General features: G+C 37.8%; 17 protein-coding genes. 6 read left to right on the forward strand and 11 right to left on the reverse strand.

Annotated features, from left to right (window positions below):
* Positions 1-18 precede the first annotated feature (18 nt).
* Positions 19-1,494: a helix-turn-helix domain-containing protein gene (locus IGI44_RS10060; RefSeq protein ID WP_438787605.1), complete on the forward strand. Its 1,476-nt coding sequence runs from the start codon at positions 19-21 to the stop codon at positions 1,492-1,494.
* A gap of 35 nt (positions 1,495-1,529) precedes the next feature.
* Here the strand turns inward: IGI44_RS10060 and IGI44_RS10065 are convergent, their stop codons facing one another.
* A complete protein-coding gene (locus IGI44_RS10065; RefSeq protein WP_438787606.1) occupies positions 1,530-2,585 on the reverse strand; it encodes a DUF4872 domain-containing protein in 1,056 nt (351 codons plus the stop codon).
* Positions 2,586-2,652: 67 nt separating this feature from the next.
* Positions 2,653-3,462 (reverse strand): MerR family transcriptional regulator, encoded by an 810-nt coding sequence (locus IGI44_RS10070; protein WP_438787607.1) that lies wholly within the window; start codon positions 3,460-3,462, stop codon positions 2,653-2,655.
* Between the two features lie 165 nt (positions 3,463-3,627).
* Between IGI44_RS10070 and IGI44_RS10075 the strand changes: the two genes are divergently transcribed.
* Entirely contained in the window at positions 3,628-3,999 is a 372-nt protein-coding gene (locus IGI44_RS10075) for a hypothetical protein (protein ID WP_438788961.1), read from the forward strand.
* Positions 4,000-4,286: 287 nt separating this feature from the next.
* On the opposite strand, the gene IGI44_RS10080 is transcribed toward IGI44_RS10075, so the two are convergent.
* Together IGI44_RS10080 and IGI44_RS10085 are read right to left on the reverse strand one after the other, a co-directional pair.
* Positions 4,287-4,751 carry a VOC family protein gene (locus IGI44_RS10080; protein WP_438787608.1) on the reverse strand — a complete coding sequence of 155 codons (465 nt, stop codon included), beginning with the start codon at positions 4,749-4,751 and terminating at the stop codon, positions 4,287-4,289.
* 102 nt (positions 4,752-4,853) lie between these two features.
* Entirely contained in the window at positions 4,854-5,444 is a 591-nt protein-coding gene (locus tag IGI44_RS10085) for a DJ-1/PfpI family protein (protein WP_438787609.1), read from the reverse strand.
* A 142-nt stretch (positions 5,445-5,586) separates the two neighbouring features.
* Between IGI44_RS10085 and IGI44_RS10090 the strand changes: the two genes are divergently transcribed.
* On the forward strand, positions 5,587-6,003 hold the full coding sequence (locus IGI44_RS10090; RefSeq protein ID WP_438787610.1) for an Lrp/AsnC family transcriptional regulator: 417 nt from the start codon (positions 5,587-5,589) through the stop codon (positions 6,001-6,003).
* A 42-nt stretch (positions 6,004-6,045) separates the two neighbouring features.
* Here the strand turns inward: IGI44_RS10090 and rsgA are convergent, their stop codons facing one another.
* The 5 genes from rsgA to IGI44_RS10115 form a co-directional block, all read right to left on the reverse strand.
* Positions 6,046-7,386: a ribosome small subunit-dependent GTPase A gene (gene rsgA, locus IGI44_RS10095; protein WP_438787611.1), complete on the reverse strand. Its 1,341-nt coding sequence runs from the start codon at positions 7,384-7,386 to the stop codon at positions 6,046-6,048.
* Between the two features lie 529 nt (positions 7,387-7,915).
* Complete coding sequence (locus tag IGI44_RS10100; RefSeq protein WP_438787612.1) at positions 7,916-8,296, reverse strand: VOC family protein; 381 nt, start codon at positions 8,294-8,296, stop codon at positions 7,916-7,918.
* A 38-nt stretch (positions 8,297-8,334) separates the two neighbouring features.
* Positions 8,335-9,282 carry a LacI family DNA-binding transcriptional regulator gene (locus tag IGI44_RS10105; RefSeq protein ID WP_438787613.1) on the reverse strand — a complete coding sequence of 316 codons (948 nt, stop codon included), beginning with the start codon at positions 9,280-9,282 and terminating at the stop codon, positions 8,335-8,337.
* 152 nt (positions 9,283-9,434) lie between these two features.
* Positions 9,435-11,906 (reverse strand): LuxR C-terminal-related transcriptional regulator, encoded by a 2,472-nt coding sequence (locus IGI44_RS10110; RefSeq protein WP_438787614.1) that lies wholly within the window; start codon positions 11,904-11,906, stop codon positions 9,435-9,437.
* 75 nt (positions 11,907-11,981) lie between these two features.
* A complete protein-coding gene (locus IGI44_RS10115; RefSeq protein ID WP_438787615.1) occupies positions 11,982-14,768 on the reverse strand; it encodes a leucine-rich repeat protein in 2,787 nt (928 codons plus the stop codon).
* Between the two features lie 1,091 nt (positions 14,769-15,859).
* Between IGI44_RS10115 and IGI44_RS10120 the strand changes: the two genes are divergently transcribed.
* The 3 genes from IGI44_RS10120 (at position 15,860) to IGI44_RS10130 (ending at position 20,120) form a co-directional block, all read left to right on the forward strand.
* Positions 15,860-16,360 carry an NADH-quinone oxidoreductase subunit NuoE family protein gene (locus IGI44_RS10120; protein WP_438787616.1) on the forward strand — a complete coding sequence of 167 codons (501 nt, stop codon included), beginning with the start codon at positions 15,860-15,862 and terminating at the stop codon, positions 16,358-16,360.
* A gap of 121 nt (positions 16,361-16,481) precedes the next feature.
* The gene (gene nuoF / locus IGI44_RS10125; RefSeq protein WP_438787617.1) at positions 16,482-18,359 is read left to right on the forward strand and encodes an NADH-quinone oxidoreductase subunit NuoF; all 1,878 of its coding nucleotides are present in this window, start codon (positions 16,482-16,484) and stop codon (positions 18,357-18,359) included.
* Between the two features lie 12 nt (positions 18,360-18,371).
* Entirely contained in the window at positions 18,372-20,120 is a 1,749-nt protein-coding gene (locus IGI44_RS10130) for an NADH-dependent [FeFe] hydrogenase, group A6 (RefSeq protein ID WP_438787618.1), read from the forward strand.
* Positions 20,121-20,161: 41 nt separating this feature from the next.
* Here the strand turns inward: IGI44_RS10130 and IGI44_RS10135 are convergent, their stop codons facing one another.
* Positions 20,162-20,863: a helix-turn-helix domain-containing protein gene (locus tag IGI44_RS10135; RefSeq protein ID WP_438787619.1), complete on the reverse strand. Its 702-nt coding sequence runs from the start codon at positions 20,861-20,863 to the stop codon at positions 20,162-20,164.
* 405 nt (positions 20,864-21,268) lie between these two features.
* Positions 21,269-22,822, reverse strand: coding sequence for a helix-turn-helix domain-containing protein (locus IGI44_RS10140; protein ID WP_438787620.1), 1,554 nt, complete (start codon positions 22,820-22,822; stop codon positions 21,269-21,271).
* Positions 22,823-23,150 lie beyond the last annotated feature (328 nt).

Raw genomic sequence — 23,150 nt, forward strand, 5'->3', positions numbered from 1 at the left:
ATTGAAAGAAGGTCTACTATGAGACATGCCTTATCTTCTACGAATAATCGTCAAATCGAACTAATTGAGCTTCTAAGAACTACAAATAATTACATCCCTGTAAAAATAATAGCCAAAAAAGTAGATGCCGTCCCTAAAACTGTTTTAAGTGATTGTTTAGAGATTGAAGACCAATGGAGCGACATCGTTCAAATAGAAAAAAATAGTTCTGGAGATCTGCATCTGACTGAAAAAGACAATCATACGGTGCATGAGATCTTTTCGGATATTCTGAAAGAATCCCCTACTTTTCAATTATTAGAAATTCTTTTCTTTCACCCAGGAATTTTACGGACCGACTTGGAAAAAGAACTCTTTCTCAGCTCCTCCAGCCTGTATCGACGGATTGTTAAACTGAATGACGGATTAGAAAAACGCGGTCTGCAAATCGACCGCAATAATCTCACACTTATTGGTGATGATGAACAACATGTCCGAGTTTTTATGGCTGAATATTTTTTAGAGGTCTATGACGTCTATGAATGGCCTTTTGAGTTAGACCAAAAAATGATTTTCGCAATTGTTGATCGCTTCAATCAACAGTTCAAGTTGGAATTAAATTTTCTGCAAAAAACGGAGTTCGCTTTTTTAATCGCCGTCAGCTTGATTCGTCAAAAACAAGGCTTTTTCACTGCTTCGAAAAGAGGCTCTTTACCCGTTCCTCATTTGGAAAACTATCTAGCCATGGTTAGGGACCTAATGACACAATTCTCTTTACCCATCACTGAAAAAGGCCAAAATGATTTAATCCAATCCATTTTTTGGTATGATTTCGCTTGGGATAATCCTGAAGAAGAAGTGCGCATCGAACGACTCTGTGATTCAATGCTTGCGCTAATGGTTAACGCCTTAGGAATCAGTATTCCCGAACAAAGTCATACAAATTGCATTCTGTTTTTGAAATCTATTTACACATCCTATAAGACGTATCCGTACGAAAAATATATTGCTTATAACCGAGAATTATATAGTAGCTTGACGATTCAAAGAGATTTTGCTGTTTTCACTAAGGTACTAGAAAAAACCTTAAAGGATCAAGAAGCAAAGAGCCGCTTTCCTTGGTATTCAATGTATTTTCATATTATTTTATTTAAGCTGTTTATTTACTGGGATGACCTTCCACAACAATTGGATAATTTACGTCAACCAGTCTCTACCGAAGTTTGTAGCGACTTAGGCGCAAAACATGCCCAGCTCTTGGCCTACTATCTTGAGAAAAATTACCATGGGAAAGTTTTGTTGGATGTTCAGCCTAACAAAGTTTATTCTGAAGTAGCGCCAGACTCACTCCAATCGGATTTATATGTTACAAATTTTACCACTCCGATCATTCCAAAGGAAAAACTATTTGTACTGGAAGATATCCCTACAGCCAAAAAATTATCTAGCTTAGGTAGAAAAATCGAAGAATATCGCATGAATACGTTGATTCAACAGTTATCCTACTTGAATTAAAGAGACAGTTAGACCAAATGAAACTTTCATTTGGTCTAACTTTTCTCATCGTTAATGATCATCTGTAGCCTTTTTAACGCCTCTTTCTCACCTTCTTCCAACCGGGTGATTTGTTCACTCATCGAACCTAACAGGCCTGAATCTCCTGTATTTCCTAGTTTCCAAAATCGTTCCGCAAGTCGATCCCATTCTTCCGCTAGATGAATGAATCGATAGCCGATTTCTTTGATGCCTATAGTTGGGACTAATGGTTCGACCTCTATTAAAAACTCACCGTAAAGCTTACGGAAGATCCCACCACCAGTTCCACCATCTTTACTGATTTGAAAATAATTTGTCATTCCCGCAGTCTTCAGCTTCTGTTTATCAAAAGTGCGCCATTTAATAATTTCTCGCGAAAATTTTGCTATCCCATCCACTCCCAATAATTTTGCAGGTGGCTGCAACATCGCTTCACAGGTTTCATTAATAGCCGCGATGACCGTCTCGGTATTTGGTGCTCGATAGCCTGAAAAATCGAATTCCAAATATTTGTTATTCGCTGGAAATGGTCGAAAGCTGCTATTTCGTGCATGTTCCAGTTCTTGATAACCAACGACATGATAATCCTTGGCAAGTTCACCTATTGGCGTAGGAATCGGAAACTTAGAATGATCGCGGTCACTCACATAAAAAACCGATTGCTCATCGTCATAACCAAATAGAACAATCGCACGCCCGCCAAAATGACTTGTTTGATTCATGCCTAAATACTTCAAGAAAGGCATATCTACGTAGATGATGACTGGTTGATTTTGTTGCAGCATTTTCCTTGCTTTTGCAAATCCGATATCGTAATTTTTGGGTCGACGACAGTTGATTTGAATATTCAACCGTTTAGCCAGTTTCTGTTCAAATTCAAAAGGCTTCGTTCTACCGGAAATCATTGGAGAATGGGACAGATTAATATAGGAAAAGTTCAACGCGGCTCCCATCCCAAAAAGCAGCGCCTCAGAAACGGAATGGTGATAATACGAAAATACTTGCTTCAGTGCATTCGTGATACAATGTTGCCCTCCAGTAGGTGTAAATGTTTCAATCATCTGTTTCATTACTTAAACTCCTTTTAGAAAAGCAGGCAGCTGTTTTTTACAACTAACCGACTATCCTCTCAATTGTTTACTTGGTTACCACGAAACCTGATTCAGTCACCCAATTCTCAGGATTTGGATCATCCCCAGGCGAAACATGTCCGATATTAATCATCGGACCAGCAATTTTATACTCATTAACCTCTAGCCATTCACCAATTGCTTGTGTGACCTTCGGCATTTGATCGAAGCTGCCGCTAAAGGTCACGGACGCCATAATGAAAGCAGGCATCGTCTTATATTCTGCTACTTGGACTTCAGGGTATTCCCCAACTACAGTAGTTTGAACTTCTACATCCGCATTCTTTTCGACGTATTCGACGTCATGAAAAAGCGTCATATTTACTGGAGGGTGAGTCAGTTTTGCGTTAACCTCTGTTGCGCTTTGCTGTAATTTTTGCCACAAGACACCTTCTAATGTATAATCCGCTATCACCTCACGAACACTAAGGACCTTTCTTTCTGGAAGTTCTTTTACAACTACATGATAGGTCATAGTATTTCCTTCTTTCATCGTTTGTTTGAGCAAAGATACCATTCGCTGCTTTTTCAACAGTTCATCTAAATCTTCCTGCAATTTCTTCTCTTGAAGATCGTAATGCTTTTCTAGAAAATTCAAATCATTTGCATCTATGATTTCTTTTATGGTTTTTAACGGCAAGCCTGTTTGTTGCAGCAGTTTAATTTGATTGAGCTGATTCAGTTGCTCCGCTGAATAATAACGATAATTGGTTTCGTGATCGATTCTTTTGGGTCTTAACAGTTCTAAAGCAGCGTAATGATCCAGTGTACGTACGGTCGTATTTGATAATTTTGAGAATTCTCCAATTTTAAACATCGTTGTGATCTCCTTTTGTTTTGCTAGCTTATTTATAGTATAGAGTCACACGTAACGTGGGAGTCAATTAAAAAGAAAATATTTTTTTCTAAACCTCTTGAACATTTCTTTTAGTATTGTTACTATTAGTAATATAAAAACGACTTAGGAGGAATAGAAATGGAACTGTTTTCGATTGTTGGGGCGATGATTTTTGGAGTGATAGCGGTATTGACACTGTTAGTTACATTAGGTTTTCCTTTGGGTGAATTCACAATGGGCGGGAAATACAAAGTGTTGCCGATAAAAATGCGTTTTATCAGCGGAAGTGCGCTGCTTTTTCAGGTTATTGCCATTGCTAGTGTTTTATATGTTGGAGAACTGATCATATTAAATATTCCCTTCTCAATAGCCCGCGGAATCTGTATCTTCTTTGGCTTTTATTTTCTGCTAAATACCGTTATGAATCTGATGTCTTTCAGTAAAAAAGAAAAATATGTAATGACTCCCTTAGCATTGATAGGCTCGATCTGTTTTTTAGTAACTGCATTTCTATAAATAGATACTCTCTAAGGAGTAAAAAAGGGTACCATCATTTTAGGTTTTCTAACGATGTAAGAGATAATAATTTACGAACGCCATCAATAACTAAAAGGAGTAAATTTTGTCATTTACTCCTTTTAATGAAGAATAGATACTAACAATTCTTCCATACTTTCAAATTAGCAATCCTTCAATAGTACTTCTTTTCAATTGTAAAGTTTTTAGCTAGGAAACTTTACTTCATTCATTTTATTGTTCAGCTCGCTTAATCATCTAGTGAATTTCTTTGTAGTATCTGGTGGTTATTTCAGCATCCGTTCCACCATTTTTATCGACAGATAGGTCTTCTCGGAAAGCTGCTCTACAGTCAACCCCTTAGCGTGCAGACGCTTCATCATAACCTTCAGATCTTCACCAATCTCAACAATATGCTTATCTGGATCATAAAGACGCACAACTCTTTGCCCCCAAGGCATTTCCAACTCTTCACTGACACGATCCACGTCTAACGCTGAAATTTTCTCTAAAAAGCCATCAAAATCTTCTTCTTCAAAATACATCTCAGCATCATTGCCATGGTAACGAAAGAAATCTGTGTCACAACTCGTAAACGTTGACCACGAGCTTTCTGTTTGCAGCGCTAGTCCGCCTGTTAATGTCACATTTTCTCCTAAATCAGCAATCACTCGTACGCCGATCACGTCAGTATAGAATTTTTTGGCCTTGTCCATATCCTTGACCACCAACATTGGTCCTTTAAATTTCACTTTAGTTCCCCCTATATCAAGTCAACTTCAAGTTAAGTCTATCATAAAGGATTTTTCGATTACTCGCTAAAATTGCCCAAAACTGCGAGCTTTTTCTAATTTCTAGCTAGTAAAGCCCATTTTTCTTTTGATCGCTAACGTATTCTCTTTATCTGTCAAAATCTCTAGCAGACGAAACGCAACATCCAACCCCGTTTCGGGTGATGAAGAAGTAATAATGTTGCCATCCTCTACAATCCGTTCATTTGACTGAACAAGTACCCCGAACGCTTTCATTTGTTCTTGTCGAGGATTGTTTTCAAAACGATACGTGGTGCCTAAACGATCGTTCAGAACACCACTTTTAGCAACGGCCAAACTGGCAACGCAAATCGCTGCGATGGGTTTGTGTCGTTGGTCAAAATGCTGAATTGTTGCCAAGAATCTCTCACTAAAAGCATCTTCATAGAAATTTGCTTCCTCAAAACCACCTGGAATTGCCAACGCGTCAAACTCATTTAGATCAATTTCATTAAGCTGAGCCATCGGAATGCATGAATATCCCCAAGTACAATTTAGAACGGGATGCAGCCCAACAGAAACAAGCTCGGTTGACTGATCGCCTTCATAGAGATTCCAGCCAAAGACATCGGTAAAAACACTCGCCTCATAAGATTCGAACCCATTTGCTAATAATAATAGAACTCTTTTCATTTGATTTCCTCCTTTTCATTTCATTTATGATAAAGTATAACTACTTCAATCGACAGGTCATTTTTAAAGCATTTCAGTATATTTGCTTTACTTAATAAAGGATTTTGATCAAATTACTTAACATTTGAAAGGTTGGTTTCTAATGGACGAAACAGATAAGAAAATACTGCAGTTACTAAAGGAAAATGCTCGAGCGCCATATAGTGAGATCGCTCAACAGGTAGCCCTAAGTTCACCTGCTGTAAAAGAACGGATCATTAAAATGGAAGAGTTAGGGATTATTGAAAAGTACACGATCAATATCAATTATCAGAAAATGGGGAAAAACATTACCGCGTTCATTTTATTTGAAACTGTGAATTGCAAAGCGTTTCGCGAGTTTTGTTCAGGTCAACAAATGGTCTTAAAGTACTATCGCATTGCAGGTCATTACAGCTATCTTGTAAAGGTAGTTGCTGAAAATATGGAGGAACTGGAAAATTTCGTCGATGCAACGATGCGGTTCGGCGTTCCCTCAACCCATATTGTTTTCTCTTCTGCTGCTAATGATTCCATTTGATAGGCGAAAACTCCGCTCAGATTCACGTCTGAGCGGAGTTTTTTAGCCTAATTTAAACGGTGGATGCTTCATTGCTTTTTCTGCAATTTCAGTAAGCAGCTTCTGATTGTCATCTGCAGCGACTCGGTTCGTTTTCAATACTCCACAATCTCGGCAACGATGAACGATCGCCCATTCATCATCTGCCTTGGACCAGATACTAATCGGCTCCATCCGACCACGACACATGGAGGAACGATCACCCGGACGATTGTCTACATGGAGACTAACTAAACAATGGGGACAATGATTGCGATGGTGACTTCCTGCATTTTCTGGATTCGCCGGCATTCCGCATGCTTGACAAATAAAACTTTCGGTACAAGCAGTATGTTGATAATTATTCTTGATTTGACGAGCAAACTTACTAATATCCTTCAGCCAAATTTCTTTTTCTCGTAAATAGGAAGTTTTATCACTGGTATATTTCGCTTCGGCATGAAGCTTGAGATAACTTTCCCAACGTTCCGGAGAAAGTTCATGATTCCGTAAGGCCTCTTTGATCCTACAGCCAGGCTCGCTTTGATGACGGCAGTCTCTGAATTTGCATTGCCCGAAATAAGCCTCAACATCCGCAAAGCTTTCTTTCATTCCATAGGTAACATCCCACAGGCCAATTTCCCGCATTCCCGGAGTATCTATCAATTTCGCTCCATTTGATAGCTCAAATAACTGACGATGACTCGTTGTATGGCGACCGCGTCCATCTTTTTCGCGGATTTCCTGCGTTCGTATTACTTCCTTGCCTATTAGACGATTGATTAGCGTAGATTTCCCGACGCCCGAGGAACCAACGAAGACTATTGTTTTGTCCGGCTGAAGATAAGACTTCAATTCGGCAATTCCTTCGCCGGTTTTCCCGCTGATTGCGTGAACCTTCGCTCCTAAAGCAATTTCTTGAGCGGCTCTGAGTTGGTCAGAGACGTTATTCGTTTGATCCACTTTGGTCAGCAATACAACTGGCATTCCGCCAGATTGCCAAGCAAGCGTTAAATATCGTTCCAAGCGTCGTAGATTAAAATCATGATTCAACGATTGCAAAATAAAAATATAATCAAAATTCGCCGCAATCATTTGTTCTTTTTCATTGAAAGAATCTAGCCGTGATAACACTGAGGTCCTCGGTAACGTACTCAAGATAATACTTTGATCCTTCCCTCGCCAATCAATGGCTACATAATCCCCTGTAATTGGATAGTTCTCTTGTCTATGATCATAGTGACCCCGTTTGACTTTCGCTAGTCCTTGTCCTTGTTTACCTGTAATTTCAAATAAGTCTTTATACACAGCTGTAATTTGAGCAATTGATTCAACTGGGCGATTTTCGTTAGTTGTAATATTCATAAATCTGTTTCTCTCCCAATGTCCTATTCTTCTCCTTTTTTAGTAAAACGATTATTTCCGATAGCATACACCATTCTCCTCTTTTTAAGATCTGCGTCTCATTCATTTTTTTATTCAAAGATATCTGCCTCGAAAATAATTGTTTCACCTATAAGAATTCTGCTAGTTCTCCTACATAGCTTTAAGACAAAAAAAGACGATAGTCATACTATCGCCAGAGAATACAAAAATACGATTCATTCGACAGATATCACTTCTACAAGCACACCAAATAAAACTAGGTTTATTCGGTTATTCAGCTTATTGATTAGATACCTGTGACACTCACAAAACATACTCCATTCATTTATAGGTGTAAATTATTTTCACCCATAGTATAGCAAAGCCTAAGAAAAGAAATCAACCACAAATCTAACTAGCTCTCATCCTTCATTGTGTTGAACTGCTTCAATACTCTTTATGCTAAACCGACTGCAGTCATTTAAATGTGACTGAAATAGATCATTTAAATGAATGGTAAACTACTTTTTCAATCCGTCGTCAATTCAATCAAATTCCCTTCCGGATCTTGAATCACTGCTTCATAATAGCCGTCCCCAGTTGTTCTTGGACCATTCAATAATGGAAAGCCATCGGCTAAAAATCTTTCTACATAAGAATCGACATCTTCCTTCGATCCCACTGAAATCGCTAAATGTGTATACCCCAAACTGTCAGCTACCCGATTCGATAGATGCTGTTTCGAAGTCAGTTCTAGGCGGCTCCCAGAATCGAAACTGACAAAATAAGATTTGAACCCCGTCTTTTTATTGTGATAAAGCTCCGAACTGCTGACGTTAAAATAGTTTTCATAAAATGCCCTCATTTTCTCTAAATCCTTGGTCCAAACTGCTACGTGTTCAATATGCATTCCTAACATTCCTTTCATAAAACAACTTTTTGTTGATACTACCTTTCAATAAAACGCGGCTCCTTCGAAACATTCACTACTCCTTGATCGGATAAAATATAGTCTATAATCTCAGCCCCAATTTCATTCGGTAAAAAATCAATCGTTGAAAAATCCAATAATTGACTGTACGGAAGATTTCCTTCTCCGATCATTCGATAATCCTTTTTATGAACGAAGCCCAACTCCTGTAATCCCTTAATTATTCCTGCAGCAGTATCATCAGCATTCGCATAGATGACCTCAGGAATCGATAGCTTTTTAAAGGTCTCCTTTGACCAATGATAGCCGCTCTCAAAGTCTTCGATACCTGTAAAAAAGTTCTTGCCTTCAATCACTTTTCCGAAATATTTTTCATAACATTCTGCTTTATCTTTCGCACTAGTACTTTGTGCAATAGCACGCTTATTTGTAAAAAGAACATTGGAAATCCCCTGTCCCGCTAAATCACTGAACAATTTTTCATACGCTTTTTTTCTATCAGGAAAAATCATCGGGATTTTAGACTGAGCGACTTTTTCGGTAGAAACAATTCGACCTTTTGATCTTAGCTTAGTCCAGTTAGACAAATTACTTGCCCGTGCTGTTAATACCAGACCATCTATCATTCTTCTCTCCAATAAGGTGTAATACTCATTTTCCGTCTTTTCATCATAATAAGTAGGCAAAAGTAAGACCTGATACCCCTTTTCCTTAGCATGAAATAGCAAACTATTCACTAACTGATCATAACAAGAACTGTTATACGGAAGGGTTACACCTAAAGTATAATTTTTTCCCATACTCAATTTGACCGCATTGCCGTTAACAACATAACCTGTTTCTTCAATCACCGCTTGAACTTTTTTTCTGATGTCTTCGGAAACATATTGATGATGGTTAAGCACTCTTGAAACAGTCGTTTTCGAAACACCAGATATTTCAGCAATATCACGAATATTTACCACAGCTATCCCCTCACTTCTCACACTTACAGTATAACTATAATTTATGGGACGCGTCCCATGTCAAGTATATTTCCACAAAAAAACATCGCAGCTATTTACATTAGTTCTGCGATGTCTCACAATCATTCTCTTTTCGCCCAGATGCATTACTACTAAACGATTCCCCCTTTAATCGCTATTCGTACAGCATCCGAACGATTCATAGCACCAAGGTCACTATAAATATTTTTGACGTGTGTTTTGACCGTGTTTTTAGAAATCTCACGTTTTTCTGCTATTTCATTAACCGAAAGACCATCGACAATATCTCTCAAGATCTCTCTGCGGCGAGCAGTTAATTGAACAGGGTTTCTTTCAATTGTTCGCTGCCTTCTAAGTTGCTTCACTCTTCTCGAAAAGCTATTTGCTTTCGTATAAATCACGTCTAGCCAAGCAAAATCTACTTGATCCGGATACTCTTTCCGAATGAGCTCAATCAGGTTACACGTATCTCTTCCATACTCAATATATGGGGTGATGATGTTGTTTCCATAAGTCATTTCGTATACAACCAACATATCTGATGCAGCCTCGGTCGTTTCTCCACGTTTAAAATAAGTAATTGCTCTCAAAAGTCTTACATAAACAGTATTTAACCAATGACCTTCATATGCTCGATAAGCTTGCTCCAAATAATTCAGCAGCGCAAGCGACTCCTCAAATTTCTCTATTTGAATTAAGTAACGTGACTGAGTAATGCCGTTTCGAGTAACTTCCCACTTAGAGGACTGCTCAAGACTGTTAATAACGATTCTTGTAGGCATCTCTTTTAAATCATTTAAACAAAGATGGATTAAACTCGTTAATCGTGCATAAAACCCATTGTATTGATAGAGTTCAAATTTATGAATCAAGTCATAAATAACTTTCGCTTGCTTCTTAGCCTCTACTACATTCCCCTGAAACAACGCAATTTTTACCAAATAATACCGAATGAGCATCTGTCCTTCATGTGCCTCTTCAAAATCATTTAAATAAAGCAATTCTAAAAACTTCACCCGCGCTGCTTCTAGGTCATGATGATAGTAATCAATTTCAGCGGCGCTTACCTTATCTATATGAATATTTTCCCCCCCATAAATCTTGGTATAATAAGGATTCGCTTTTTTAAAAAGTTGCTTTGTCTGTTCCAACTGATCTGTAGCCCCTTTTACATAGCGGGGAAGACGAACCCATGGAGCCCTTAAAATTACTGGTATCGGTTGCCCCCAGTATTGACTTCCTTTCGGTAAATAAGAACAAGCCAGTCGTAAATTTTCCAAATGATCCGCTTTTCCAGTGAGACGCGCAAACTGTGAAAGTAAAAAATGCGCCTCCCCTAAAATTTCAGTATCTGGTTTTTCCATTAGTTTAATTTGTGCAATTAAATCATTTAATGCGAGTTCAGCTCTCTCAGTTTCATTTAATAAACAAAGGAGGTAAATACGCAACAATTCAGCATTTGGATGATGCACAAAATAATCACTAGGTACCTCTGCCATATGATGATAAAGAAACTGTGCTTTAGAATAATCCGTAAATAGTGAAATCATCTCCCAAACAAGTTTAATAGCTAGATCATACTCTTTACATTGCAAAGAAAGCGGCAAAGCCTCCTCCAATTGTCCCCGCTGACTAAAAATCTCAGCACTAATTTTTAAGAATTCTCTTCGTTCTTCCTCAGCTAGTGAATGTTTCTGTTCATTCAAAAATTCGTTATAGGCATTATGAAGAGCCACGCTATTCGATTCAAATTCTTGGAAAATAAACGGATTATGGAGAATTACTTCCTTTTCGAAATCAGATAATTCTAAAGCACTAAAGATTTCTCGAGGAATTTTGTCCAATAAAGATAATTTGATCAAGGTACTTCTGATTCGTTTCGGATAATTCTCGTAAAACTGTGTATAAAACAGTTCTTTGATTGGTCTTAACGGATTTGGACTGGATAAGATTTTCTCTACAGACAAACTGTCATCGACAATGGTTGTCAACGGCAGCGGCCAACCATGCCAGCGATTATCGATCCTATTCAATTGTTCATCAGATAATTCGCAGCTATTCTCTTTGAATAGTTGCCTAGTCTCTTCTAACGTAAAACGAAGCTCCTGATCACCAATGTAGAAGAAATCAACATTACTTTGTTTACAAATGGTGGGTAGGTTGGTTTTTCGACTACTGATAATGATCAATGTTAGGCTAGAAAAATCCGCTTCAATCAGACTTTCATATAGAAATTGAATATGCTTGTTTTGTAAGATGCTATAGTCATCAATGACTAACACTCGCTTTTTATTTCCAAATTGTTCAATTAATTCAATCAGCTCTGCAATTTGACCCACTGTAGTAGGAACTTCTAATTGCAAAAACTTTTGCGACGTGGGCATAATTCTTACTAAAGATTTTATCAACTGCTTCCAGTTGAAAAATAGCCAGTTGTCCATTTGCCGCAAACGCAGCCAAGAATAGTCGAATGAATATTCCTTTAAAAATTGACGTACCAATACACTCTTTCCATAACCAGGTGCTGCTTCAATTAAAATCACTTGTTTTTTTATTCCTTTTTCGATTAAAGCATCTATTCTATTTTTGCGTCGATTTATCACACTCAAGAACCCACCTTTCCCTTGTTATATTTTAGCACAATAAAAAAGTAGAAATGAATCTTATCATGGACGAATTTATTTTTTTCTCGAATTAACTCGTTCTTTCTTACGATTGATATATAAGTAGGTACCGACAAAAAGTAGTCCAATCAGCCAAAAAGCAATAGCCTTCATTGTAAACGCCGCATGTTGCCCAAAGCCCCCCGTTGCAGGCAAATAGCCGCCTGCAGGTTTGTTTATAACACCTAAAAGACCGTTAAATTCGCCTTCCTCGATCAGTTCGAAAGGCGGCGGTAAACTGTTATTTTGTCCGCCGATTCCTGTCAAAGCATTATTTGCGATGTAACCATTCTCATCAAGTGTAAAACGCCATTGTCCCTGTGGTTTCGCATATCTGTCAGGAGCCTTTGTTTCAACTATTTGGAAGTGTTTTATTTCTTCACCTTCTTCATCATCATGAGGCACATAGAAGTCCACACGCCCATTATCCTGACTGGTTTGAGTATCGAGTAATTCCCATTTACCTCCAGCAATTGACTCTTGATTGACCAAATCACTTTCCGATGGGTCATTGGCGCCTTTCCATGCGTAAAGACTAAATTCAGCCCCCGCTAATCCCTGCTTACTGTCATTAAATTTAATAAAGCTAAAATCATAACCCTTAAATTGCCATCTTCCCACAAACGTTACATCTGCACCGTTGATTGTTTTATCATTCTCGTCCCAACCAAGAAATGCCCAAGCGCGACCATCTGCTGTCTTTACTTCATTCGGAACGGTATCATTAGCCACTACGTTACGATTATTTCCATATCCCCCCGTAGATTTTGGAAGCAGATCCTTTATCTCTTTAGGCAAATCTACATTTGGGTGTGTCGCATTTTCAAAGCGATAATGAGCTAAATAACGTTCTAGTTTCGGTTGTTCATTAGACTCAATACTGCCATCAGTAGCTCCCATCGAATCATTTGTATCCAAGATACCCGTAGCTGTCAATTCCGTTCCCTCTTTGACTTTTACTTTAATTTTTAACGTATGGGCCACCCCTTGCTCACAACCTCTTAAGTCCCAAGTAAGCTTTTGACCGTCAACTCTGACTTGACCGCCATCAGGAGAAAGTTCAAAATCTGCTTGTCCACCACTAAGAAGTTCGAATTCTTCAGACAGAACATCTTCGATCTGCACTTCTAACGGTTCCGCATGATTGATGACGTCATACAACACTTCTTTCATGATTCTTTCAAATGAGTCTGTATCTTCAGCGACATAGGCGGTTTGTCTGTCATAGGAGATATTCTTTAGAGCTTGTGTGGAAGTGTTATTATCTTTAGTATAGATTGCAATAGGATAAACATTTACCCCCATAGACCTTAGTGTATTGGCTTGTGAAATCCCGGTGAATTCTTCCGGATAGGGTAACCCGTCACTTAAGAAAATGACTACAGGCATACGCTCATTACTTGAATGCTGATCAAGTATATCTATTGCACCTTGAAGCCCAGCATTATAATTGGTTTGTCCAGTAGTGATATTTGGATGCTTAATTAAAAAATCTTTCACGACTTCCGTATTTTTAGTAAACCCGTTACTTCTAAATAGAGGCTCATTCAATCCTTCAAATCCTACCATCGCCACCTGATTATCATAGCCCGGTATAGTGCTATCGATAAGCATTTTCGAAGCGTCATAAACGATGTCATTTGTCAAAAAACCTCGTGGGTAGCTATGCGTGATTCCCTGCTCATCCTTTGTCGTCGCGGGAGCAGTCATAGATCCACTATAATCCATGACAAAAACGACATCTAAATTTGCTAAACGATCAAAATTATATCCATAATCTAAACGAATCTCTGCTGTTGTCCGTTCGTCATTCGTCCACTTTGCCGCCTTGTGGAGTAATGTTTTATCTTGACTGCTGTCTACCTTGCTTTCGTAATTTTTGGCTTCTTCAGGCACATCAATAGAGGATACCTGTAGGCTTGGAAGTTCTCCTGTCACACTCGCGATTTTTTTATGATGAACCTCTGAATAATATTTATTAGGGACAGCGAATGCTCCATACTCAATTGTCCTCACGCTTTCAGGAATTTTTAATATACTTGTAGTTAATCCAGCGCAATCATAAAAGGCCGTTTCTCCGATTGTTCGTAAACTGGATGGATTAGGAAATTTTAGTGAAGACAAATTTCCGCACCCGTGGAATGCATTTTTTTGAATCAAATTAAGCTTGTTACAATTAGTAAAATCGACACTTTGTAAATTATTGCATTCATAAAATGCACCATCCTCAATCATAGTCAAATTACTACCACTAGCAAAAGATAATTTTTTGATTGTAAAATTATCTTTAAATGCCTGATAATAAATATGAACAACGCTATAAATATCCCCGGCATGACTGACTGTAGCAGGTATCGTAACGTTCTCAAAAGAACTCCCATAAAACCCTCTTACACCCGCTTTTCCATCAGGCCAAACAGTGTATTTTATGCCCCCAACATCAATATCAGTAGCGGTACCCACAGCAAATGGAGAAATTTCATTTTTACTGCTTGCTTTCTCACTCTCCTCTTTGACTGATTCTTTTTTCGAACTCTCTTTCGGATCTGAAGAATCGTCATTCTCTATTTTTGACTGCTCTCTTTGAAGCTTAATCCCCTCTTTTGGTCCATTTACGCCCTTATCAGTCAAGGAGGTACTTGTTTTATTGTCTAGTAAATAGATACTCTCTGAACTTCCGGTAGTCGTTTTCTTAGCGAAGGCTTCAAACGGGAAAGAAAGCAATGTTTGTGCAGCAAGTAGCAGCGCTACCGCTACAAGAAAAGACTCAAAAAAACAGTTTCTCCTCTTTCTCTGATTCATTTTTCATCCCCTTCTTTCTAACATTTTTATTCCTTATCTAAGCACAGTATAAGAAAATAGTAATGTTAATCCTTCATCCTTTAAGGTGACAACCTATTACTTTTTCCGCGATAAGGCTTTATAACCGCCTTATTTAGCTATTCTTTTTTTTAAAATAAAAATTGATTTTTGAGTACAATGTAGTTCAAATGATAATTAAATTGTTTTTTTATATTGATAAATTAATATTCAGAAAGATTATCTTGTATGATATGCCAATAATGAACAGTCCCAATGGTGCCTAAAAGTAAAATTAGCTGCCTTAGCAGTTTAAACAATTCTTCTATTATACGTTATTATTTAATTGAATTTTTCGTCTAAATGCGTGTTCTAATAATCTAAAAGCAGAAGATCGAGCTATCTTATTTAGACAACTCGATCTTCTACTTAATGAGTTAAAGCAAGTCAAAAATTTTCTTAGACCTATTCATTTTTTCTATTAATTAACGGAGTTTTGTTTTAACGAAAATCTGAACTATTCGTTGTTTCTTTTTTTAAAATTTCATTATTAAGAAACTTTAACCAGAAAAGTCCTAATCTGTCATAGCAAAAAAATTTCATCAAGCAAGAATTAGATTCAGCGCTATTATTCATTCACTACTTTCCTACTAAACCCCTTACCATGACACTGACAGATAAATCTTAAGCACATCCAACTTAAATTGTTTATTTCTTTAAAATTATTTTCCAAACAGAAATACTCTGGTTCTCGCTTCACATAATAATCGTATCATTGAGCATAAAACAACAATCGTCATTTATGAAAGAAAAACTAAAATGCTTTTTTTTAAGACTTTTACCCATTTTAGAAATATTATGATAACAATGATGAGTTTCTACTGATCCACATATATTTTTTTTAAAAGGTGCATCATTCCTGAACTTCTACAAATATTATGTTCGAGAACAGTTCTCATTCTCATCTGTAATTTTTATCACAAACTCAACTTCATTTTTGATATACTTATTCTATATATATTAGATTTTATTGAATAGTCTCATGATCAACTAGAAGATTTGATAATGCAAAAGAAAGGAGGATTTAAAAACCTATGAGTACAGAAGTAGCATTTGAATTCATCGAAACGGAAAGTCAACATCAAGAATTTCAAACTTGCATTGAGGAATTAAAAGGACAGCGCGGCGCTCAAATGCCGGCTCTGCAAGAAGCACAAAGAATTTACGGGTATTTGCCAATCGAGATTTTGAAAAGGCTTTCTAGAGAGTTGGAGATACCGATGGAGGAACTCTACAGCACTGCAACCTTTTATGCACAGTTTACCTTCGTTCCAAAAGGGGAATACACGATTAGTGTATGCATGGGAACAGCCTGCTATGTCAAAGGAGCGGGAGATATCTTAGATTCGTACGCGACCGAATTAAAGATTGCACCAGGCGAAACGACGATTGATCGAAAATTTACTTTAGAATCGTGCCGCTGTATTGGAGCCTGTGGTTTAGCCCCCGTATTGACAGTTAACGAAGAAGTCTATGGACGTTTATCTAAGAAGAAAGCAGATAAAGTTCTAGTAACCTACCAGAAAAAAGAATAACTGTTGATTAATCCTCCCTCTTCCAAAGCTTTGATCACTGATTTAAATCAGCAATCAATAAAGAAGAGTTTTGGAAATTTGTTGTTGTCGGACAATGCCTCAAGAGTCAGGAGTAAAAAATATGAAAGATTGGAATGAGCTAAAAGATCTTCGAGACACTTACCGTCAAACAATTACGATGCGGTTAGAGACGGATCACACCGAAGATCATCAATATGAAAAAGAGATTCTTGTATGTGCCGGAACTGGTTGTATCTCATCTAAAAGCGGCGAATTTGTCGATGCTTTAAAAGAAGAGTTAACTAAAAATGATTTGATAGACAAGGTTAATATCGTAAAAACAGGCTGTTTTGGCTTGTGTGCACAAGGTCCAATTGTCATTATTTATCCAGAAGCTGTATTCTATCACCAAGTCCAACCAAAACACGCCAAAAAAATTGTTTCAGATCATATAATGAACGGAAAATTAGTTGAAAAACTACTCTATCATGATTCCGAAACGAAGGAAATCATCAACAAATTAATGGATACCCCCTTCTATCATAAGCAAAAACGGGTGGCTCTTCGCAACTGCGGACGGATCAATCCCGAAAGAATTGAAGAATATATTGCTTTTGACGGCTATCAAGCTTTAGCCACCGTTGTAAATGACTATTCTCGTGATGATGTATTAAGCACATTAGAAACTTCCGGGCTACGGGGACGTGGTGGCGCTGGATTTCCTACCTTCATGAAGTGGTCTTTTGCTAAAGCTAGTCAGTCAGATCAAAAATACGTCATCTGCAACGCGGATGAAGGAGACCCGGGAGCATTTATGGATCGGTCTGTATTAGAAGGAGATCCTCATGCGGTTATCGAGGCTATGGCAATCGCAGGTTATACGATTGGTGCAAACCAAGGTTATATTTATGTTCGAGCAGAATATCCGATTGCTGTAAACCGTTTGCGCATTGCCATCAAGCAGGCACGTGAAGAAGGTGTATTAGGCAAACACATTTTTGGTAGCGATTTCTCATTTGACTTAGACTTACGTTTAGGTGCTGGAGCATTTGTTTGCGGTGAAGAAACGGCGCTACTAGAAAGTATTGAAGGTCATCGCGGAGAACCTCGCCCACGACCTCCATTCCCTGCAGTAAAAGGTTTATTTGGAAAACCAACGATCGTAAATAACGTCGAAACATTGGCAAATATTCCTCAGATTATTCTTAAGGGACCAGAGTGGTTTGCTGGCTTCGGAACTGAGCAATCAAAAGGAACAAAAGTCTTCGCCTTGGGTGGTAAAATTCAAAATACAGGTCTAGTGGAAATTCCAATGGGAACGACTTTACGCGAAATCGTTGAAGATATCGGCGGCGGTATTCCTAATGGTAAGAAATTTAAAGCTGCCCAAACAGGCGGTCCCTCAGGTGGTTGTATTCCTGCCGAGCATTATGATGTTCCGATAGATTATGAAAACTTGAAGAAGATCGGTTCGATGATGGGCTCAGGCGGATTGATCGTCATGGATGAAGATAACTGTATGGTAGACATCGCCAAGTTCTTCTTGGAATTCACCGTAGAAGAAAGCTGCGGAAAATGTGTGCCGTGTAGGGTAGGAACGAAACGCCTGTTAGAGATTTTAGACAAGATCACAATGGGTAAGGCAACGCTGGATGATTTGGATAAGATGGAAGAACTTTGTCACCACATCCAAGAAAATTCACTATGTGGACTGGGACAAACAGCACCAAATCCAGTGCTCTCTACCCTGCGCTATTTCAGAGAGGAATACGAAGCCCATGTTTTAGAACGTCGTTGTCCATCTGGCGTTTGTAAAAACTTGATCCAATATCGAATTCTGCCAGATAAATGTACGGGCTGTAGAGCCTGTGCCAAAGGCTGCCCAGTAAGTGCAATCAGTGGTGAAGTGAAACAAGTTCATGAAATTGATCAGTCGATCTGTACGAAATGTGGCTTATGTATTGATACTTGTCGCTACGATGCGATTACGGTCATATAGGAGGTGGAGCAAGTGAAAGAAGTTATGATTACCATTAATGGAAAAATCTGTACTGCTCCAGAAGGATCGACGATTCTTGAAGCAGCACGTGTTAACAATATTGAAATACCTACCCTTTGTTTTTTAAAAGAAATCAACGAAATCGGCGCTTGTCGGATGTGCGTAGTGGAAGTCAAAGGCGCTCGTAGTTTGGTAACAGCTTGTGTCTATCCGATCAGTGAAGGCATGGATATCAAAACCAACTCGAAAAAAGTCTTTGAATCAAGAAAAACAACTCTTGAACTGATCCTCTCGACTCACGAACGAAAATGTCTCTCTTGTATCCGTAGTGGAAATTGTGAGCTGCAAAAATTATGTAAGGAATTTAACGTTGCTGATGAAGACTACTTCAACGGCGAAAACTGTGAATACGCGTTCGATGATAGTGCGGTGCATATGGTTCGCAACAACAATAAATGTATCCTCTGTCGACGTTGTGTCGCCGCTTGTTCCAAATGGCAGGCAGTCGGTGTGATCGGACCAAACAATCGTGGGTTTGAAACGCATATCGGTAGTGCCTACGAACAAAATCTGAGTGAAGTCCCTTGTATTTCTTGCGGACAATGCATCGTTGTTTGTCCGACAGGGGCAATCCATGAAAAAGATCAGACGCAGGAAGTTTGGGATGCCTTAGAAGATCCAACTAAACACGTGATCGTTCAAACTGCTCCTTCTATTCGAGTGACATTAGGTGAAGCATTTAATATGCCGATCGGTAGTAATGTGGAAGGCAAGATGGTCGCAGCTTTACGTCGAATCGGCTTCGATAGAGTCTTCGATACCAATGTAGCTGCTGACTTTACCATTATGGAAGAAGCCAATGAATTCTTAGAACGTGTTGGTAACAACGGTCCCTTCCCGATGTTCACTTCTTGCTCCCCAGGCTGGGTTAAGTATTGTGAGCACTATCATCCAGAGCTAATTCCGAACTTATCGACCTGTAAATCACCACAGCAAATGTTTGGTGCGTTAGCTAAAACTTGGTATGCGGAAAAAGAAGGCATTGATCCAAAAGATATTTTTGTTGTCGGTATTATGCCTTGTACCGCGAAAAAATTCGAGGTCACTCGTGAAGACGAAGCTGCTGCAGGCTACTCTGACTGTGATGTTGCGTTAACCACTCGCGAATTAGCACGTATGATTGATAAGGCTGGTATTCGTTTCGTAGAATTAGACGATGAAGCCTTTGACAATCCGTTAGATGAAGCAACAGGTGCTGGGTACATCTTTGGCGCGACTGGTGGTGTAATGGAAGCCGCTTTGAGAACAGCCGCTGAAACATTAGCTGGTCATTCCTTGGAACAGGTTGAATTTACTGAAGTTCGAGGAATGTCAGGTATCAAAGAAGCTACCTACGAAATGAGCGGTGCGACAATCAACGTTGCTGTCGCATCTGGAATCGGCAACGCGAAAAAATTATTAGAGCAGATCCAATCTGGTGAAAAATTCTATCACTTTGTTGAGATTATGGGTTGCCCTGGTGGTTGTATTAACGGTGGTGGACAACCCGTCCAACCTGCTTCCGTTCGCAACTTCGTTGATCTGAAAACCAAGCGAGCAGCAGCACTTTATGCTGAAGATAAAGGCAAAGGCTTACGTAAATCAAACGAAAGCCCCATTGTTCAAAAAATCTACCAAGAGTTCTTGGAAAAACCAGGTAGCCTAAAAGCGCATCACATTCTCCATACAAGCTACCGTGATCGCACAAAAGTAAAAGTTTAACCAATTAGACTATCGTCGATACTCGATGATAGTCTAATTTATTAATTAAATCCTTTCATTTCTGCTGTTATTTGCTTAAAGAAATCGTCGCTTAGTTTATAGCCCTGACCCCAAACCGTGATAATCGATTCTCCTTCGATTCCTTGATTGCTAAGTTTCTTTCTCAATAATTTTACTAGACAAGATAACTGGGATAAATTTGATGCATTGCTAGGACGGTTCCAGAGAAGTTCACACATCTTGTCTCTAGTAACCCCTCTATTAGGTTCTTGATATAAAATCTGTAAAAATCTAAGTTGTGTTGAATTTAAAGCTAAGCTACTCAAAGATCGCTTCTCAACCATTTCATTACTGAAACATACATTGTCTTCTGACAAATCGGTATATGCTGCAAGTTTTTCTCTCAAATCTTCTATTAGTATATCAGCAGTAAGCCACTCGCTAATCCCTCTTTCACTCCAAAATTGCCGTTCTTCTTCTGTGGGTTCTTTTCCCACTTTTCGAAAAATAGTTAATTCCTGATTTTGAAAATAATTTAATAAAAATGTCACTTCTTGATTAGTCAGAGTGTCGCTCAAAACAATGATCTTAAAAAATTCAGTTAAGGAAGCTGTTTTTGGTTGTTTAACGAGTTGATTTAAAAATTGATCAGAAAGAAAAACCTCGTGTCCTAATTGTCGAAAGAGCTCCTCGAAAAAACGTTCTCTATCAATGTATTTCGTAACAAATAATATCCGTTCCATTCCATTACTCCTTTAATAATAAATAGTTTTAGCCCTGCGCCTGTTTTACATACCTAATGTTTCTCTTTGTTAAAAATATAAGAAAGAAAAAAATAGCTTTCATCTTCTAATTGCTAGTCTCTACCCTCTTGTTTATTTATTAATGAATCAAAGCTAACAGATAAGTATTTAGTTATTTACAACAAACAATTAACTATAAATATATATATCATATAAAAATAAGTAGCTATTACGATTCCTTTTCTAATAATCCAAAAGAAGCCAAAGAAAGCTTTCATTATATGATTAATAAATGAGAAAAATAAAAAAAGAGTGTTCTGCTAAACACTCTTAATGTTTATTTTCTACAGACAGCAAGAGATCTTTGCATATTTTTAGAAGAAGAACTACTAAACAAGCAACTTTTCAGCTAAAAAAGTTTTCGTTTTTAATATCTCTTTTTATTTTCCGATATTTTTCATCCGCAATCTTCGTTAATGACTCTTGAATAAGTTCGTTATCCTTAAGACAATAGGCTTCGTTTAAATAGATAATCGGAATTTTCCTGGGTAAGAATGTTTTTGTTTGTACCGATAAGGCGATATCTGTAAGAATCAAATCTACTTCTTCAGAGAGATAATCAACTATTTCTAGATAAAAGTAGTTGCCAATCATTTGCAGTTTCGTGCTTATTAACCGTTCCGGCGTGCGATTACTGAGAATAAAAATACGAATTTTAGGGTGAAATAATTGGCGATCAAGTTCAAAGAATAGAATTTTATAATACGCCACACAAAAGTACTCAATATATTCGGATTCGGCTGTGTCCAAATTCTCGCTACATTTACTCATAAAAACTTGGTAAAATGTTCTTTCACGTTCTTTGTTCGCTGGAAAATCAAAAGGGTGATAAACAAAGAGATCAATAAGCTGCTGATGCAGAGCTTTTTGATAAATCAGCACTTGATAGAACACCCCCACTAATCGAGCAAATATTTTATCGCGTTCTTCAGTTGTCATTCTTCTCAAAGCAAATTTTTCAACCATATGTACTTTCTCTTTTACTCTATGTAGAAAATCAATTTTTTTCAGCTCCGGTGAGTTCTTAAAAAAATCAGAAAGATGTCCGTCATGATGACCAAGATCACAAGCAATGATACAGCTAATTGTGAATTTGGCTTCTCGTTTCAAAACGCTTGGATGAATCATCGCCATCTTTTTTTTAAGTAGCAACAAAAAATTATCATACATCCTCTTTTCTTGACTATTAGAGGGTGCCCAATAGTATTTATTATTAGGAATAGATCGTTTATTTGCTCGCAACAATGAAATTGCTAATCCATAATGAATACTGACAAATCGTGAAGAAAACTTTCGATATACCCCAATGTTCAGGCTCTCCAGCAAAGTTATTATTTCATGCGTGCTGATAAAGCGAAAGGGCCACTTATAGCCGCCGTAAACCTGCTGAAAGATTCCTGTATAGAATAAACGAATAGTTATTTCGTCTCCTAATAGTGACAATTTGCGGTCTGTTTTCAAGCGAAGATTTCTAGCATTAACATGGATAAATCGCTTTAAATAATCAAGTTCTTTTTTGACCATCGCATAGGTAGTATTTAGTTTCTTCGTGATTTCACATATTGTCCATTCTTTAGGTTCTAGAAACAGCGAAAATAGCTGAAAACGATAGGAATTTTCTAGATAATAGAGACGAAAAATTGTCGAGGAAAAATTCTTTTTTACATTCCAAACGACGCTCTTCTGTTCCGGCAGATCAATTAACTCCACGTGATCACTATACCCCAAATCAATAATGTCCAACTTGATATCAGTAATGATTTTTTTTACGGTTGGGTATGAAACATGGGACAGCTTTACTAATTCCATCAATTCAACGGGATGGTTTTGATTGATATGTAAATGTTCAAGTAATATAAAACGTTTTAAATAACGATTATCCATCAAATCGCGAATCATAAGCATCCACCCCCTTCAAACTAGAAAATTCATTCTTATCATATTCTACAAAAGATAAAGATATTATTTATTGCATTCTTTTCTTAATATTAGGAAAATAAATTTATTTCTAATCGATTTTACCTGTCAAACAACTGACTAAAGCGACTTCCACAAGATGATTTTTATCCAAATAATCTACTTTTCAAATTATCATTGTGTTTAGGTTACAACATTTTTCCTTTATAATTTGTTCATTTTTTTGTAATATACTTTGAAAAAAGACCATTTAAAAATAACGGTTATTATCCAAATTAAGAATTTTTTCTTCTAATTATTTCAGGAATAA

Source organism: Enterococcus sp. DIV0756 (assembly GCF_051710745.1).
Lineage (GTDB): Bacteria > Bacillota > Bacilli > Lactobacillales > Enterococcaceae > Enterococcus_A.